The following is a 15,765-nucleotide window of genomic DNA, read 5'->3' on the forward strand; positions in this document are numbered from 1 at the left end:
CCCATGGCTTCCCGGGTGCGCGCGTTGGGCAGCGCCGACCGGGATGAGGCCCTGGAGTTCCTCGCCCGGAGCCCGGTGGAGAACCTGTTCCTCGCCTCCAAGGTGGCCACCTACGGGATAGACCGTCGTCGCCTCGGAACTGTCTACGCCTATCAGCGCGGCGGAGAGGTCTCAGCCCTCTTGCTGGACGGCGGCACCGTCTTCGTCGCCGGCTTCGATCCCGGGGCCCTGCCCGCGTTCGTGGGGCAGCTCGGCCCGGTGCGTCGCTGCACCTCCATTCTGGGTCCGGCCATCTCGGTGCTCGGGCTCCACCTCGGCCTGACCGAGCGCTGGCGTGGTTCGTGGGGCCCCGTCGCCAACATCAGGGCGCGCCAACCCCTCATGCTGCTGGATGCCGACCCGCAGGTTGCCGCGGATGAGCGGGTCCGGAAGCTGACCGTCGACGACTACGCCAGCTATCTCGACGCCTCGGTCCACATGTACACCGACGAGATCGGCAGCTCGCCGTTCAAGTACGGATCCGGTTATGAGCGTTTCGTGAGGCAGCGCCTCGTCGAGGGAGACGCCTACGGCATCGTCGACGAGCGTGGCAAGGTGATCTTCAAGGCGGACCTCGGCCCCAAGCTGGGGGGACAGGCGCAACTCCAGGGGGTCTGGGTGGATCCGGAGTTGCGCGGGCAGGGGCTGAGCGTCCCCGCGCTCTCCGGCATGCTCCACCTGGCGATGCGGCGCTTCCCGCGGATCAGCCTCTACGTCAACGACTTCAACACCCCCGCAATCAGGGCGTACGAGCGGCTGGGGTTCGTCGAGGTGGGGGCACTGGCCACGGTCCACTTCTAGGGAACCACTGATCAATGCTGTTCTCGGTGAGGACGTGCCGGGCGGGAAGAGATGGCGCCACTACATCTGGTGCGTGTACTCGACGTCCATATCCAGATGGAGGGGTGGCAGATCGCCCGATCCGGTGCGCCGCAGCCGGGACATGATTGGTCAGTGGTTCCCTAGGGCCATGGTCTAGGCTGACCCCCGGTCCACCCCGAGAAAGGCGCCACCCATGCTCACTCGCCTGTCGAGCCTGTTCGTCCGCACCCTCCGCGACGACCCAGCCGACGCAGAGGTGCCCAGCCACCGCTGGCTGGTGCGCGCCGGCTACATCCGCCGGGCCGCCCCCGGGGTGTACTCCTGGCTGCCGCTGGGCCTGAAGGTGCTGCAGAAGGTGGAGGCCGTCGTCCGGGAGGAGATGGACGCCATCGGCGCCCAGGAGGTCCGCTTCCCGGCGCTGCTGCCCCGTGAGCCCTATGAGCTCACCGGCCGCTGGTCTGACTACGGCGACAACCTGTTCCGGCTGCAGGACCGCAAGGGCGCGGATCTGTTGCTCGGCCCCACGCATGAGGAGATGTTCACCCTCATGGTCAAGGACCTCTACAGCTCCTACAAGGACCTGCCGTTGTCGCTGTACCAGATCCAGACCAAGTACCGCGACGAGGCCCGCCCGCGGGCCGGCCTGCTCCGGGGTCGCGAGTTCATCATGAAGGACTCCTACTCCTTCGATGTCGACGACGCCGGCCTCGAGGCGAGCTACCTCCGGCACCGCGACGCCTACCAGCGGATCTTCGAGCGCCTCGGCCTCGAATTCGTCATCGTCTCCGCCATGGCGGGCGCCATGGGCGGCTCACGCTCGGAGGAATTCCTGGCAGTGGCCGACAACGGCGAGGACACCTTCGTCCGCTCGCCCGCCGGCTACGCGGCCAACGTGGAGGCCGTGCGGTTCGCCGCTCCCGCGCCGCTGCCGGTCGAGGACGCACCCGCCATGGCGCCGATCGACACCCCGGACGCCGGATCGATCGCCGCCGTTGTCGACATCCTCAACCGCGACCGTCCCGATCGCTCCTGGACCGGTGCCGACACGCTCAAGAACATCCTGTTCCGGGTCACTGACGCCGACGGGTCCACGCGCGCGCTCGCCGTCGGGCTCCCCGGGGATCGGGAGGTGGACCTCAAGCGGTTGGCCGCAGCCCTCGAGCCGTCCGTCGCCGAGCCCTTCGGCGCCGAGGACTTCGCGAAGTTCCCAGACCTGGTGGTGGGCTACATCTCCCCGGTGTCGCTGGACGGGACCCGGGTGCTCGGCAAGGATTCGGCCACCGGCATCGAGTACCTCGTGGACCCCCGGGTGGTGGAGGGCACGTTCTGGGCCACCGGCGCCAACCTCAAGGACACGCACCTGGTGGGCGTCACCGCGGGCCGCGACTTCGTGGCCGATGGGGTCCTGGACGTGGCGGAGGTCCGAGAGGGCGATCCCGCGCCGGACGGCTCCGGGCCGCTGACCCTGGCCAGGGGAATCGAGATGGGCCACATCTTCCAGCTCGGGCGCAAGTACGCCGACGCGCTGGGTCTGAAGGTCCTGGATTCCAACGGGAAGCTGGTCACGGTCACGATGGGCTCCTACGGCGTGGGCGTCTCGCGAGCCGTGGCCGCGGTGGCAGAGACCACCTGCGACGACAAGGGCCTCTGCTGGCCGCTGGCGCTGGCGCCGTTCCAGGTACAGGTGGTGGCCACAGGCAAGGATGCGGCGGTGTTCGCCGAGGCCGAGCGGATCGCGGGAGAGCTGTCGGGCCGCGGGGTCGACGTCCTCCTCGATGACCGCAAGGCAAGCCCGGGCGTGAAGTTCGCCGACGCCGAGATCATGGGGATGCCCATCATCGTCGTGGTGGGTCGCGGACTGGCCGACGGTGTGGTGGAGCTGCGCGACCGGCGAACCGGCGGGCGGCAGGAGCTGCCCGTGGCCGAGATCGTTGCCCAGGTTCTGCTGGCAGCCGGGCGCTGAGCCTCAGACCCAGCCTGGCCAGTGGGGGAGGGGCCGGCCCATGGCCCCCACGGAATCGGCGGCCCCGACCATGAGCTCCAGCCAACGCTCACGGCCCGGCCCTCCCGCTGCCACCAGCCGGCCGAGGCCCTCCAGGAGCCCCAGCTCCAGCGCCCCCCATCCCGCCCGGATCTCCTCGCTGGTGGTCATCGCCGTGGGCAGCTCGAACGTCGCGGGCTGCACAGGTGCGACCGCCGGGAGCGCGTTGCGCAGCTCGTTGCGCAACTCCTTCGCGGTGGCCAGCCGGGCTGTTCCGAGGTCGCGCAGGGGGTCGTCGCCGTCGAGTCGGCCGATCCCCACGCCGAGCCCGTAGATCAGCGCCCAGGAGTGGCTGAGGGCGATGGGGAGCGACGCGGCCACGGTGGTGCCCTGAAAGTGACGCGGCTCCGCCTCGCCTTCGACGGGTGCTGCCCCCACCGTCGTCAATCCGCGGGACGTGCACGCCGCGGAGGCGTACAGCAGCCTGAGCGGCTGGGCCTGTGCGGCCAGCGCGGCGCGGCGCAGCGAGGTCTCCGCCGCCGTCGACGCCGCCGCCAGCGACTCCTCAAGCCCCGCGGGCGGCGGGGTCGCGGGGGAGTGCGGTGGCAGGTCGAAGACGGGCTCTCCCCCCGCCACCGGGTCAGCTGCCCGCAGGCGGTCCAGCACGGCGCCCAGAGCGGTTACGGCGGCGTCGGCCCAGGCGGGATAAGTCGCCGGGGCGCCCTCGGCGGAACGACCCGCCTCGATGGCGGCAACCAGCCCCGCCACCGCGGCTGCGGCCTCAGCGGCCTCGGCGGTCTGGCTGGGGGTCGGATCCGGCTCGGGCGCAGGGAGCGACGGCTGGGAAATGGTGGGGTCCAGGCCGCAGCCCGCAACGAGCAGGGCCGCCAGGACCGCGCGCCTGCCACATCTCATGGACTTCAGCCTATCGGTATGCTTGGTCTTCACAATTAGGCCAACAACCGGATATGGAGCCGAAGATGCAGGAGAACACGCTCGCGTCGGTCATTGAACCGATCCTCGCGGAGCACGGACTCGAGCTCGACAGCATGGAGGTCACACCTCTCGGCAAGCGCTCCGTACTACGGATCAGCGTCGACGGCGACGGACCGCTGGGTCGGGGACCGCTGCTCGACGACATCGCCCGCGCAGCCTCGTCCATCTCGGCGGCGCTCGACGAGAGCGACGCCGTGGGCACACGTCCCTACACCCTCGAGGTGAGCTCGCGTGGCGTCAGCACCCCCCTCACCGCCGCCAAGCACTACCGCAGAAACACCGGCCGGCTCGTCAAGCTGTGGCTGGCGGAGGGGGACACCACCGGCCGGATCGTCGACGTCACCGAGGAGGGGGTCACTCTGGACGTCGAGGGGACGCACCGCACCGTCGCGCTCAGCGACATCAGGAAGGCCGTCGTCCAGGTGGAGCTCAACCGCTCCCTGGCCGACGATGACGGAGAGGAAGCATGATGGACGTCGATCTGGCAGCGCTGCGCGCAATCGAGCGGGACAAGGAGATCTCCGAGGACTACCTCATCAAGACCCTTGAAGACGCACTGCTCAACGCGTACAACAAGACCCCGCACGCCCTGCGCGGGGTCAAGGTCGAGGTCAACCGCAAGACCGGCAAGGTGAGTGTGCTCGCCCCCGAGTTCGACGACGACGACAAGATCATCGGCTACTTCGACGACACGCCTGATGACTTCGGCCGGATCGCGGCGGCCACTGCTCGTCAGGTGATCTTCCAGCGGCTCAGGGAGGCCGAGGATGATCAGAAGTACGGCCACTTCGCCGGCACCGAGGGCGACATCGTGGTGGGCACCATCCAGCAGGACCGCGACACCAGGGCGGTGCGGGTGGACCTCGGTTCGCTCGAGGCGATGATGCCGCTGGCCGAGCAGGTTCCGGGGGAGGACTACTCGCACGGCCGTCGGCTCAGGGTCTACGTGGTGGCGGTCCGCCGTGAACTGCGCGGTCCCCAGGTGATCGTGTCGCGCACGCACCCCAACCTGGTCAAGAAGCTCTTCGCCATGGAGGTGCCCGAGCTCGGGCAGGGGATGGTGGAGATCATGGAGATCGCGCGCGAGGCCGGGCACCGGACCAAGATCGCGGTGCGCTCGAACCACCCGGATGTCTCCGCCAAGGGCGCCTTCATCGGACCCATGGGACAACGCGTCCGCGCCGTGACCAACGAGTTGGGGGAGGAGAAGATCGACATCGTCGACTACTCCGAGGACCCGGCGAAGTTTGTCGCGGCGGCCCTGTCGCCGGCCAAGGTCCTGTCGGTGACGGTGATGGATCTCCAGGCGCGCGCCTGCCGCGCGATCGTTCCCGATTACCAGCTCTCGCTGGCCATCGGGCGCGAGGGGCAGAACGCGCGGTTGGCCGCCCGCCTCACCGGGTGGCGAATCGACATTCAGCCCGATACCGCACCGGGGGCGTAACATGTCCCAACGATGCCTGTTCACCGCCCGTTTGGTTCCCGTTTACTCAAGCCCCGCCACAAGTGGGGCCGCCTCGTCGTGCTCCTGCTGCCCGTCGCGCTCATGGGGGTGTGGCTGAAGTTCGCGCGCACCGGCGCGTACTTCCCGGACGCCGACCTCGGCGAGGTGGCCGCCCGCGTGTGGTCCGATGTGGCCTTCGGGTCCGCATGGGTGCTCCTGTGGGGGGTGCTGTCGGCGGTCGGCCCAGGGTGGTTGCGTACCATCGCGTTCTATCTGGCCCACGCCGCCACGCTGGTGCTGGGGCTCTTCCTGGTGGTCAGCCACAGCTATGTGATGACGACTGGCAACCCGCTCACCTGGATGCAGATCGAGTACGCGTGGCGCGGCGGGGGAGAGCTGCACGGTCTCCTGGAATCCCAGATCACCCCCGGCATGATCGCCCTGGCCGTCGGGGTGCTGGTGAACACCCTCGTCGCGCCCCTGCTGCTGGGGCCCCTGGTCTCGCGGGCCCTGAGGAAGCCCTCGCGGCTGGTGCGTCGGCTCGTGGTGGTGGCAGTGGCCGCTCTGTTGCTGGCCGCCTCGGCCTGGAGCGCGCCCACCGTCTCGGCCGCCTTCGCGCTCGCGCCGCCCGTTCAGCTCGTCGTCGCCCCGATCCGTGAGGCGGACGCCTATCCGGAGCCGGCCAGTGCGGTCGCCGTCGCTCAGGCTGTCGGTGAGACCCGGTTGGTGCCCCGGCCCGATGCCTCCGGGCGCAACCTCGTGGTGATCACCCTCGAGTCGCAGCGCGCCACCTCGACGCTGCCTCCCACGAGCCAACCCGTGACCCCTGTCCTCGATGCGCTTGCGGAGTCCAGCCTCACGCCGTCGCGCGGCTACTCGCTCCTTCCGCACACCTCGAAGGCCCTCACAGCCGTCCACTGCGGGGTCGCCGCACCTCCTGACCACGACAACACCGAGGCCGAGGCAGGCAGCATGCCGATGCCGTGCCTGGCCGAACTGCTGGGGGACCAGGGCTACGAGACCGCGTTCCTCCAGTCGGCCACCGAACACTTCGAGCGCAGGCGCGGGACGGTGGACAACCTCGGCTTCGATTTCTTCCGCTCCGTGGACAGCATGCCGAAGGTCGGCTTCGGGAAGGCCAACTACTTCGGCTACGAAGACGACATCATGCTCGGACCCGCTCGTGACTGGCTGGCCACCACCGACGGCGAGCCGTTCATGCTCGGCATGCTGACAGTCACGGGGCACCACGACTACGTGCTCGAGGGCCACGAGCCGATCGACTTCGTGGAGGATCCGCTCCTCAACTCGTACCTCAACGGCATCCACTACCAGGATGCCTTCGTCGGCCGCGTGATCGACATGTTCAAGGAGCTCGGACTCTACGAGGACACCGTCTTCGTGGTGACAGGCGATCATGGCGAGGGCTTCGGCGAGCACCGCGTCTTCCAGCACGACAACACGATCTACGACGAGGGCGTCAGGATCCCCTTCCTGGTGCACGACCCCCAGCGGGAGGGAGAGCAGCTGGGGCAGCCGGCGAACCAGCTGGCAGTCCTGCCCACCGCCGTCGACGCTCTCGGCTTCGACCTGGTCTCCGGGCACGCGTATCAGCCGTCGCTCTACAGCGGAGAGCCCCAAGGTCCGTTGGTGGCCACCTGCCTCGCGCGGGGGCGCTGCACGGCGGTCATCGACGGTGACCGCAAGCTCATCCACCACTTCGGAGACCGGCGCGACGAGGTCTTCGACCTCGCGGCGGACCCCTTCGAGCTCAACGACCTCGCCGCGACGGCGGATGAGGCGTGGATGGGCGAGTTCCGCGACGTCGCGCTGGCGTGGTACGTCGACACCGAGGCGATGTACGAGGCACACCGCGCCGGACAGTAGCCCACTACTGAGAGAATCTCAGGTTATTTTTGGTTTTCTCTCAACTTCCGGGTTAGCCTGATAGCACACTGCTGAAACTTGAGGAGTTCGTGTTGAAGGCGAAGAAGTTCTGGATCCCCGTGGCGGCCGGCGGCTGCGCGCTCGCGCTCGTGACCGCGGCGGGAGTCGCGACAGCCCTGCACAAGAACGACGTCACCCTCGTCGTCGACGGCGTCTCTCGCACCATTGCGGTGCGTGAGGACACAGTCGCCGAGGTGCTGCAGCTGGAGAACATCGAGCTGGGCCGGCATGATGTGGTCCTGCCCGGGCCGGACACCGAGGTCGACGACGACATGGAGATCAGCGTCGCCTTCGGCCGCGAGCTTGAAGTGACGGTCGACGGCGAGAAGCGGACCGTCTGGACCACCGCCCGCACCGTTGGCGAGGCGCTGTCGATGCTCAACCTGGGCGCCGCCGACTCGAAGCTCTCCACGTCCCGTTCCACCACGATCTCCCGCCAGGGGCTGACGATGGAGCTGGCCACCGCCAAGGACGTCACGCTGACGGTGGCGGGGACGCCCGCCCAGCTGACCGTGGCCGGTACTGTCGCGGATGCGCTGGCCCAGGCCGGCGTCAAGCCGGATTCCGACGACAAGGTGACCCCCGCGGCCGGCACCGTTCTGGAGGACGGACTAGCCATCACCGTGGTCGCTGTTGAGGTCAAGCAGGCCACCAAAGAGGTGGCGGTGCCCTTCGAGAAGACCTCGGTGAAGTCCGCGGACCTGGCCAAGGGAACCAGCAAGATCACCACCAAGGGAGTCAACGGCCTCGCCAGCGAGACCTACACCGAGGTGTATGAGGACGGCACACTGGTCAGCTCCGCCCTCGACGAGCGGGTGGTCACCCGTAAGCCCGTGACGCAGGTCACCACGGTGGGCACCAAGGTGTCCGCCCCTGCCATCTCGTCCACGTCATCCTCGTCCACGTCCTCCTCGACGTCGTCATCCGGCGGTGCCATCAACCTCGCCCGTGCGGACATGTGGGACCGGATCGCCCAGTGCGAGTCGGGCGGCCGCTGGGACATCAACACGGGCAACGGCTACTACGGGGGCCTGCAGTTCAACCTTGCCACCTGGCGCTCGGTCAACGGCCAGGACTTCGCGTCCTACCCCCACCAGGCCAGCCGCGCGGAGCAGATCACCGTGGCGAACCGCCTCTACGCGATCCGCGGCACCCAGCCGTGGAGCTGCGCCTGACACCCTGCGCCTCGGCGCACAGACAAGACCCGGTGGCCTGAGCCACCGGGTCTTGTCTGTGTCGATCAGCGGCCCCGGTGCCCACCGCCGCGGGTGGAGACGATGCCGGCGTCGATCGCCTTCTGCACTGTGTCCGCTTCGGCCTGGGTCAGCTTCCCGTCCGTGACAGCCTGGTCCAGGATCGCAGTGTCGGCCTCTGCCCGCTCGGCTGTGCGGGTGGCCTGGATCTCGTCGAGGGCGGCCTGCACCCTCGATTCGTCGATGCCGAGTTCGCCCGCGAGCGCGCTCACGTACGCAGCCTGCCGCTCCGTCCGCGCCGCCTCGCGTTCCTCGTCGGTGGCATCCGTTGAGGGTTGGACGAACTCCAGGCCCTCGCGGGCCGCATCCATCGCGACCTCGAGCGCGTCCTCCTCCACGCCGAGCTTCTCGGCGAGGGTGGCCGCGTCGGCACCGGGCATTCCGCGGTCGCCGTGGCGGCCCTTGCCCTCGCGTGATCCGAGGGGGGCCGAGGAGTCCTCGCTGGCCGATGCCGACGCGCTCGGGGTGGGGGTGGTGGTGTCGGCGGTGGCGATCTGTGAGACGCCGAAGCCCAGGCCCGCGGCCATGGCGGCGGCGGAAATGCCGGCGATCAGTTTGTTCTGCATGTGTCCTCCTGATGGTGAGTAGATCTCGGGCCTGATGCCCGATGGATCAACCTTCCCGCCGCCCCCTGTCAGGACGCTGTGCGGTGCCTGGGGTGTTGCTGGCAATGTGGCCGTAGGCTTGGGTCCGATGACTCCCCAACGCACCTGCATCGGCTGTCGAGGCCGTGACGATCAGGACCGGCTCCTTCGGCTCGTCCGACGAGGCGACCTCGCCGTCGACGGCACCCGACCGCGCCTCCCGGGACGCGGAGCCTACGTTCACGCCGGCTGCCTGGAACTGGCGATCCGCCGCCGGGCGGTCCGGAGGGCCTTCGGTGCAGCCGTCGAGCTGGACCCGGCTGCGCACTGGCCTGCGGCTTGACACTCTGGCTGGATCAAGCCTCTTCGGGAGGATATGATGTCCAGCGGCCCACGTCTTTGTCGTGGCCGCATCGTTCCACGCCCGACAGGGCGACAACCAGAAGGTGGGCTCACGCTCATGACCACTCGATGAGAACCCAACGATGATTCAGCACAACTAAAGGTTCGCCCCTTGGAGGTCGGGCCGCAAAGGAGAGTAGTGGCAAAGCCTCGCGTCCACGAGATCGCCAAGGAAATCGGTAAGACAAGCAAAGACCTTCTGGCCTGGCTGGGAGAGAACGGCGAGTACGTTCGCGGACCGTCCTCCACGCTGGAGGCACCAGTCGTGCGCCGCATCCGGGAAGCGCTGGGTAGCGCGCCCGCCCCCGCCGACCCGACGACCGCTCCGAAGCCCGCCCCGGCTCCGGCAGCGCGCCCGAAGCCCGCCCCGGCTGCGTCGGACGCCACGCCCGCCGCCGCCACCCCGTCAGCTCCCGTGGCCCCGGCAGCCCCCGCGCCCGCCCCGTCCACGGATGCCCCGCGCCCCGCGGCACCAAGGCCCACCCCGGCACCGGCACCCATCCCGCCGGCGCCCACCCCAGCACCCGCGCCGGCCCCTGGCCCTCGGCCGACGACGCCCCCCGCGGCGCCCGTGACTCCGGCGCCCCAGGCGGCCCGCCCGGCTACGCCGGCCCCGCAGCGGCCTGCCGCCCCCGGACAGCGTCCCGGACCCGGCTCGTCAGCCCCCCGCCCAGGCGTCCCTGGTCCCAGGCCCGGAGCCCCCACACCAGGGGCCGGTTCCCGCAAGCCGGGCGCCCCTCGGCCCGGTAACAACCCGTTCGCTCCCGCCCAGGGGATGGGCACGCAGCAGCGTCGTCGCCCCGACGCGCCCGGCGCACGCCCAGGCGCTCCAGGTGCCCGCCCAGGCGCACCTGCCGGTGCCGGTGACCGGATGCCGCGTCCCGGCGGCACCGGAGGGGTGCCGGGCATGCCCCGCCCCAACCCGGCGATGATGCCCAAGACATCCAACACCCAGCTCGGCGCCCCCGCCGCCCGTGGCGGTCGGCCCGCTGGGCCTGGCGGCCCCGGCCGTGGTCGCCCCGGTGGTGGCCGTCCGGGTGGGCCCGGTGGAGCCGGTGGAGCCGGCGGTCCCGGCATGGGCGGCGGCATGGGTGCCCCGGCTGGAGGCGGTGGCGGTCGCGGTGGCGGTCGCGGCCGTACCGGCGGTACGCAGGGAGCCTTCGGTCGCGGTGGCGCGGCCGGTCGCCGTGGACGCAAGTCGAAGAAGCAGCGTAGGCAAGAGTTCGACCAGATGGAGGCGCCGGCGATCGGCGGCGTGCGTCTGCGCAAGGGCGACGGAGCCACCGTGCGCCTGCGCCGCGGCGCATCCCTGACGGACCTCGCCGAGAAGATCGGCGTCGAGCCCGCGTCGCTGGTGCAGGTGCTGTTCCACCTCGGTGAGATGGTCACGGCCACCCAGTCCGTGGCAGACGACACCCTCGAGGTGTTGGGTGCCGAGCTCGATTACCGAATCGAGGTCGTCTCGCCCGAGGACGAGGATCGCGAGCTGTTGGAGAGCTTCGATCTGGAGTTCGGCGAGAACATCGGCGACGAGGACGACCTTGAAGCCCGTCCCCCCGTCGTCACGGTGATGGGTCACGTGGACCACGGCAAGACCAAGCTGCTGGACGCCCTGCGTGACACCAACATCGTGGCCAAGGAGGCCGGCGGCATCACGCAGGCCATCGGCGCCTACCAGGTGGTCACCGAGGTGGACGGCAACGTCCGTCCCATCACGTTCATCGACACCCCGGGCCACGAGGCGTTCACCGCCATGCGTGCCCGCGGCGCGAAGTCCACCGACATCGCCGTGCTGGTGGTGGCGGCGGATGACGGCGTGATGCCCCAGACCATCGAGGCGCTCAACCACGCTTTGGCGGCGAACGTGCCGATCGTGGTGGCGGTCAACAAGGTCGACAAGGAGGCGGCGGATCCCACGCGGGTTCGCGGGCAGCTCTCCGAGTACGGCCTCGTGCCGGAGGAGTACGGCGGCGACACCCAGTTCGTTGACGTCTCCGCCATCACGCACCAGGGTCTGGACGAACTCCTCGAGGCCATCGTCCTGACCGCGGATGCCGCTCTGGACCTGCGTGCCAACCCGGACATGCCCGCCCAGGGTGTGGCCATCGAGGCGCACCTGGACAAGGGCCGTGGTCCCGTGGCGACGGTGCTGGTGCACCGTGGCACGCTGCGGATCGGCGACTCGATCGTGGCCGGTTCGGCTCACGGGCGTGTCCGCGCCCTGATCAACGATCAGGGCGAGATCATGGACTCCGCCCCGCCGTCGATGCCCGTTCAGGTACTCGGACTCACGTCCGTGCCCGGGGCCGGTGACAACGTCCTGGTCGTCGAGGACGATCGCATGGCGCGTCAGATCGCCGACAAGCGGGAGGCCCGCATGCGCGCCGCCCAGCAGGCCAAGACGAGCCGTCGCAAGACCCTCGACCAGCTGTTCGAGCAGCTGGAGAAGGGCGAGGCGCAGGAGCTGCTGCTCATCCTCAAGGGCGACGGCGCGGGCTCGGTCGAGGCGCTCGAGGATGCACTGTCCAAGATCGAGGTCAACGACGAGGTGTCGCTGCGTGTCATCGACCGCGGTGTCGGTGCCATCACCGAGACCAACGTTTCGCTGGCTGCGGCCTCGAAGGCTGTCATCATCGGCTTCAACGTGCGGCCCACGCCGCACGCGGCGCAGATGGCGGACCGCGAGAACGTGGACATGCGGTTCTACTCGGTCATCTACTCGGCCATCGACGAGATCGAGGCGGCGCTCAAGGGCATGCTCAAGCCGATCTTCGCCGAGGAAGTGCGTGGCCAGGCGGAGATCCGCGAGATCTTCCGCTCGTCCAAGTTCGGCAACATCGCAGGCTGCATGGTCACCGACGGCACCCTCCGTCGCAACGCCAGTGCACGCCTGCTGCGCGACGGGGTGGTGGTGGCTACCAGCACCATCGCTTCGCTGCGGCGCGAGAAGGACGATGCCACTGAGGTCCGCGAGGGCTTCGAGTGCGGTGTCACGCTCAACAACTACAACGACATCCGGATCGGAGACGTCATCGAGACGTTCGAGATGGTGGAGAAGGAGCGCTCCTGATGCCAGGTCCAAGAAACGCCAAGCTGGCGGACCAGATCAAGGTCATCCTCGCCACCACCATCGAGCGACGCGTCAAGGATCCCCGTCTGGGCTTCGTGACCCTCACGGAGGTGAGGCTGACCGGGGACAACCGCGACGCCACGGCCTTCTACACGGTGCTGGGTGACGACGAGGCGCGTGCCGCATCCGCGGCGGCGCTCGAGTCGGCCACCGGCATGCTCCGCTCCACCGTTGGGCAGCACCTGGGAATGAAGTTCACGCCCACGCTGTCCTTCGTGCTCGACGCCACCCCCGAGGTGGCGCGGCACATGGAGGACCTGTTGGCGGAGGTGCAGGCCAAGGATGCCGCGGCGGCTCAGGCCGCCGCCGGCAAGACCTTCGCCGGCGAGTCGGATCCGTACCGGAAGCCGCGCGAGTCCGAGGAGGACGACGAGCAGTGACCCGGACCTCGGGGGTGGTGATCGTCGACAAGGAGTCGGGGGTCACCTCCCACCAGGTGGTGGGTCGGCTGCGCAGGCTCCTGGGCACGCGGAAGATCGGGCACGCAGGCACCCTGGATCCCATGGCCACGGGCGTGCTGATCCTCGGCGTCAACCGGGCCACCCGGCTGCTCGGGCACCTGGCCCTGCACGACAAGCGCTACCTGGCCACCGTGCGGTTGGGGGAGTCCTCGGCCACCGACGACGCCGAGGGCGAGGTGGTGTTCGTGGCGGACGCCTCGGCCGTCACGGAGTGGGAGCTGGAAGGGGCGCTGATCCCCTTACGGGGGGACATTCTGCAGGTGCCCAGCAGCTATTCGGCCATCAAAGTCGACGGGAAGCGTTCCTACGCTCTGGCGCGGGCAGGGGAGGCCGTCGAGCTGAAGGCGCGCCCTGTGACGGTGGCCCGGCTCGACGTGCTGGCCGTACGCGTCGACGGGGCACGCCTCGACGTGGACCTGGATATCGAATGCTCCTCGGGCACCTACATCCGGGCGATCGCCCGCGACCTCGGGGCCTCCCTCGGGGTGGGTGGTCACCTCACAGCTCTGAGGCGCACCCGTATCGGGCACTACGCGCTGGAGAACGCAGTCGTCCTCTCCGACGAGCCGCCGGAGCTGATGTCGATGGCGGACGCGGCGCGCCTCAGCTTCCCCGTCGTGGACCTCACCGACGACGAGGCGCGCGACGTCGGCTACGGTCGCCCCCTGGCCCGCCCCGTCCCGGGCTCACCCACCGGGATGCTCTCACCCTCCGGGGAACTCCTCGCCCTGTATGAACCGGCCGACGGCGGTGCGAGACCGCTTGCGGTGCTGGTCGGAGCATGACAGATTGAGCAACTGTGACTGAAACGGTCGTCGTCATCGGCAACTTCGACGGGGTACATGTCGGCCATCGCCGCGTGCTGGCCGAGGCGACGCGCGACGTCGATCACCCGCTGGTCGTGCTGACCTTCTGGCCACACCCGGTGACGGTGCTGCGCCCCGCCGCGGCCCCGAAGCTGTTGAGCGATCTCCGGACCCGCATAGAACTGCTCAAGGGTGCCGGGGCTCACGAGGTGCGCGTGATCCGGTTCACCCCGGAGGTGGCGGCGATGTCCCCGGCCGAGTTCGTGGACCGGTTCCTCATCCCTCTTCACCCGGTGCGCGTGGTTGTGGGGGAGAACTTCCGCTTCGGTCGTCGCGCCGCGGGCGACGTGCGGACGCTCGCCGAGCTCGGCGCGGGACGGTTCGAGGTGATCCCGCTCCAGCTCGAGGTGATCAACCATGAGGTCACCTGCTCCACCGCCATCCGGGAGCTGTTGGCAGCCGGGGACGTGGCGGGCGCGGCCCAACACCTCACCAGGCCCTTCCGATTCCGCGGGGTGGTGGTCGTGGGTGACCAGCGCGGCAGGGACCTCGGCTTCCCGACGGCGAACCTCACCGTGTCCACCGAGATGGCCGTGCCCGCAGACGGCGTCTACGCCGGGTGGCTGACCAACCTCGACGAACGGGGCAGCGAGCCCATGCCGGCGGCCATCTCGGTGGGCACCAATCCCACGTTCGACGGTGCGGATCGCAGGGTGGAGAGCTACGTCCTGGACCGCACGGACCTCGAGCTGTACGGGGTGGAGGTGGCCGTGGACTTCGTCGAGCGGCTCCGCGGACAGGTGCGTTTCACCGGCATCGACGCCTTGGTCGAGCAGATGGGAGCCGACGTGGAGGCAGCCAGGCGGCGGCTCCTCGGCTGAGCCCCACCGGTCAGCGGGCGGTCAGCGACTTTTTGTAGATGGCGTAGTGCTGGCTGGGCTCAGCGTCGGGATCCACCTGCTGCACCTCGGGCTCGTCGACAAACAGGTGCTCGCCTGTGGGGTGATATTCGAGCGAGATGTACAGCGGCACGGCCTTCTCATTGTTGGGATCCACCGCGAGGTACACCGCTGCAAAGCCGCGGGCGCGAGCCTCCGACTCGAGAAACTGGCTCAATGCCCGGCCGGCGCCCTTGCGACGGGCCTCCGGGTAGACGAACATGTTGCGCAGCTCGGGAGTCATCGAGTCCGCGTCGAGGTCCAGCACCGCCGTGCCCAGAGGCTCGTCGCCGTCGAAGGCGACCGCGAAGATCAGTGCGCCGCGCTGCTGCGCCTCGAAGTGCTCGTCAACCAGACCGAGCTCCGGCCGCGACTGACGTGAGCGCAGGGCCTCAAGATCTGCTGATGTCGCAGGACGGACGGCGACGGCCATAGGGGCTCCTTGTTCACTCTGCAGGGGACTGGTCCCACCCTACCCCTTTCACGGAGTCCGACCCCCGGACAGTGAGCGGTTTGGGGGAGCTGCACTGGCGGTGATAGGGTTCCCAGGTTGCCGTTCGATCGGCCACGGACCCGTCAGAGCCCCGACAGCACCCGCAACGGGGGCGCCGTGCAGCGAACCGGAAGGACCCATATTTATGGACGCTGTGGACAAGAAGAAGATCATCGACGACTACGCCATCGCACCCGGGGACACCGGCTCGCCTGACGTGCAGATCGCGCTGCTGACCAAGCGGATCTCCCACCTCACTGAGCACCTCAAGGCTCACAAGGGAGACCACCACAGCCGCCGAGGCCTGCTGCTCATGGTCGGCCAGCGCCGCCGGCTGCTCAACTACGTCGCCAAGAACGATATTGAGCACTACCGCGCGCTGATCGCACGCCTCGGCCTGCGCCGCTGATCGCGGACCACTAATCACGGTTCAGGGCACCCCATCTCGGGGTGCCCTGAACCGTTTCCT

The 15,765-nt window shown here is 69.3% G+C and carries 15 protein-coding genes; 12 read left to right on the forward strand and 3 right to left on the reverse strand.

The genetic code is table 11. The features are described 5' to 3' along the window. Positions 1-3: 3 nt before the first annotated feature. Positions 4-840, forward strand: coding sequence for a GNAT family N-acetyltransferase (locus H5398_RS07510; protein WP_182799597.1), 837 nt, complete (start codon positions 4-6; stop codon positions 838-840). 214 nt (positions 841-1,054) lie between these two features. Continuing rightward, positions 1,055-2,824 carry a proline--tRNA ligase gene (locus H5398_RS07515; RefSeq protein WP_182783010.1) on the forward strand — a complete coding sequence of 590 codons (1,770 nt, stop codon included), beginning with the start codon at positions 1,055-1,057 and terminating at the stop codon, positions 2,822-2,824. A 3-nt stretch (positions 2,825-2,827) separates the two neighbouring features. Here the strand turns inward: H5398_RS07515 and H5398_RS07520 are convergent, their stop codons facing one another. Further along, a complete protein-coding gene (locus H5398_RS07520) occupies positions 2,828-3,757 on the reverse strand; it encodes a hypothetical protein (RefSeq protein WP_182799598.1) in 930 nt (309 codons plus the stop codon). Positions 3,758-3,822: 65 nt separating this feature from the next. On the opposite strand from H5398_RS07520, the gene rimP reads away from it, so the two are divergent. The 4 genes from rimP to H5398_RS07540 all read left to right on the forward strand — a co-directional run bounded on the left by rimP (position 3,823) and on the right by H5398_RS07540 (position 8,404). Beyond that, entirely contained in the window at positions 3,823-4,308 is a 486-nt protein-coding gene (gene rimP / locus H5398_RS07525) for a ribosome maturation factor RimP (protein WP_182799599.1), read from the forward strand. Beyond that, the gene (gene nusA / locus H5398_RS07530; RefSeq protein ID WP_182783122.1) at positions 4,308-5,282 is read left to right on the forward strand and encodes a transcription termination factor NusA; all 975 of its coding nucleotides are present in this window, start codon (positions 4,308-4,310) and stop codon (positions 5,280-5,282) included. The genes rimP and nusA overlap by 1 nt, the downstream gene beginning before the upstream one ends. 12 nt (positions 5,283-5,294) lie before the next feature. Beyond that, complete coding sequence (locus H5398_RS07535; protein ID WP_182799600.1) at positions 5,295-7,169, forward strand: LTA synthase family protein; 1,875 nt, start codon at positions 5,295-5,297, stop codon at positions 7,167-7,169. Positions 7,170-7,261: 92 nt separating this feature from the next. Next, positions 7,262-8,404 carry a resuscitation-promoting factor gene (locus H5398_RS07540; protein ID WP_182783006.1) on the forward strand — a complete coding sequence of 381 codons (1,143 nt, stop codon included), beginning with the start codon at positions 7,262-7,264 and terminating at the stop codon, positions 8,402-8,404. Positions 8,405-8,469: 65 nt separating this feature from the next. On the opposite strand, the gene H5398_RS07545 is transcribed toward H5398_RS07540, so the two are convergent. Beyond that, positions 8,470-9,048: a hypothetical protein gene (locus tag H5398_RS07545; protein WP_182783005.1), complete on the reverse strand. Its 579-nt coding sequence runs from the start codon at positions 9,046-9,048 to the stop codon at positions 8,470-8,472. A gap of 127 nt (positions 9,049-9,175) precedes the next feature. Between H5398_RS07545 and H5398_RS07550 the strand changes: the two genes are divergently transcribed. The 5 genes from H5398_RS07550 to H5398_RS07570 all read left to right on the forward strand — a co-directional run bounded on the left by H5398_RS07550 (position 9,176) and on the right by H5398_RS07570 (position 14,746). Continuing rightward, complete coding sequence (locus H5398_RS07550; RefSeq protein ID WP_182799601.1) at positions 9,176-9,409, forward strand: YlxR family protein; 234 nt, start codon at positions 9,176-9,178, stop codon at positions 9,407-9,409. A gap of 198 nt (positions 9,410-9,607) precedes the next feature. Then, a complete protein-coding gene (infB, locus tag H5398_RS07555; protein ID WP_182783003.1) occupies positions 9,608-12,538 on the forward strand; it encodes a translation initiation factor IF-2 in 2,931 nt (976 codons plus the stop codon). Then, complete coding sequence (gene rbfA / locus H5398_RS07560) at positions 12,538-12,978, forward strand: 30S ribosome-binding factor RbfA (RefSeq protein ID WP_182783002.1); 441 nt, start codon at positions 12,538-12,540, stop codon at positions 12,976-12,978. Before infB ends, rbfA begins: the two co-directional genes overlap by 1 nt. Beyond that, entirely contained in the window at positions 12,975-13,844 is an 870-nt protein-coding gene (gene truB / locus H5398_RS07565; RefSeq protein WP_182783001.1) for a tRNA pseudouridine(55) synthase TruB, read from the forward strand. The genes rbfA and truB overlap by 4 nt, the downstream gene beginning before the upstream one ends. 14 nt (positions 13,845-13,858) lie before the next feature. Further along, on the forward strand, positions 13,859-14,746 hold the full coding sequence (locus H5398_RS07570; RefSeq protein ID WP_182799602.1) for a bifunctional riboflavin kinase/FAD synthetase: 888 nt from the start codon (positions 13,859-13,861) through the stop codon (positions 14,744-14,746). 10 nt (positions 14,747-14,756) lie between these two features. Here the strand turns inward: H5398_RS07570 and H5398_RS07575 are convergent, their stop codons facing one another. Further along, positions 14,757-15,236 (reverse strand): GNAT family N-acetyltransferase, encoded by a 480-nt coding sequence (locus H5398_RS07575; RefSeq protein ID WP_182782999.1) that lies wholly within the window; start codon positions 15,234-15,236, stop codon positions 14,757-14,759. Between the two features lie 205 nt (positions 15,237-15,441). On the opposite strand from H5398_RS07575, the gene rpsO reads away from it, so the two are divergent. Further along, entirely contained in the window at positions 15,442-15,705 is a 264-nt protein-coding gene (gene rpsO / locus H5398_RS07580; protein WP_182782998.1) for a 30S ribosomal protein S15, read from the forward strand. Positions 15,706-15,765: the final 60 nt, after the last annotated feature.

Source organism: Tessaracoccus sp. MC1679 (assembly GCF_014164775.1).
In the GTDB taxonomy this organism is placed as follows: domain Bacteria; phylum Actinomycetota; class Actinomycetes; order Propionibacteriales; family Propionibacteriaceae; genus Arachnia.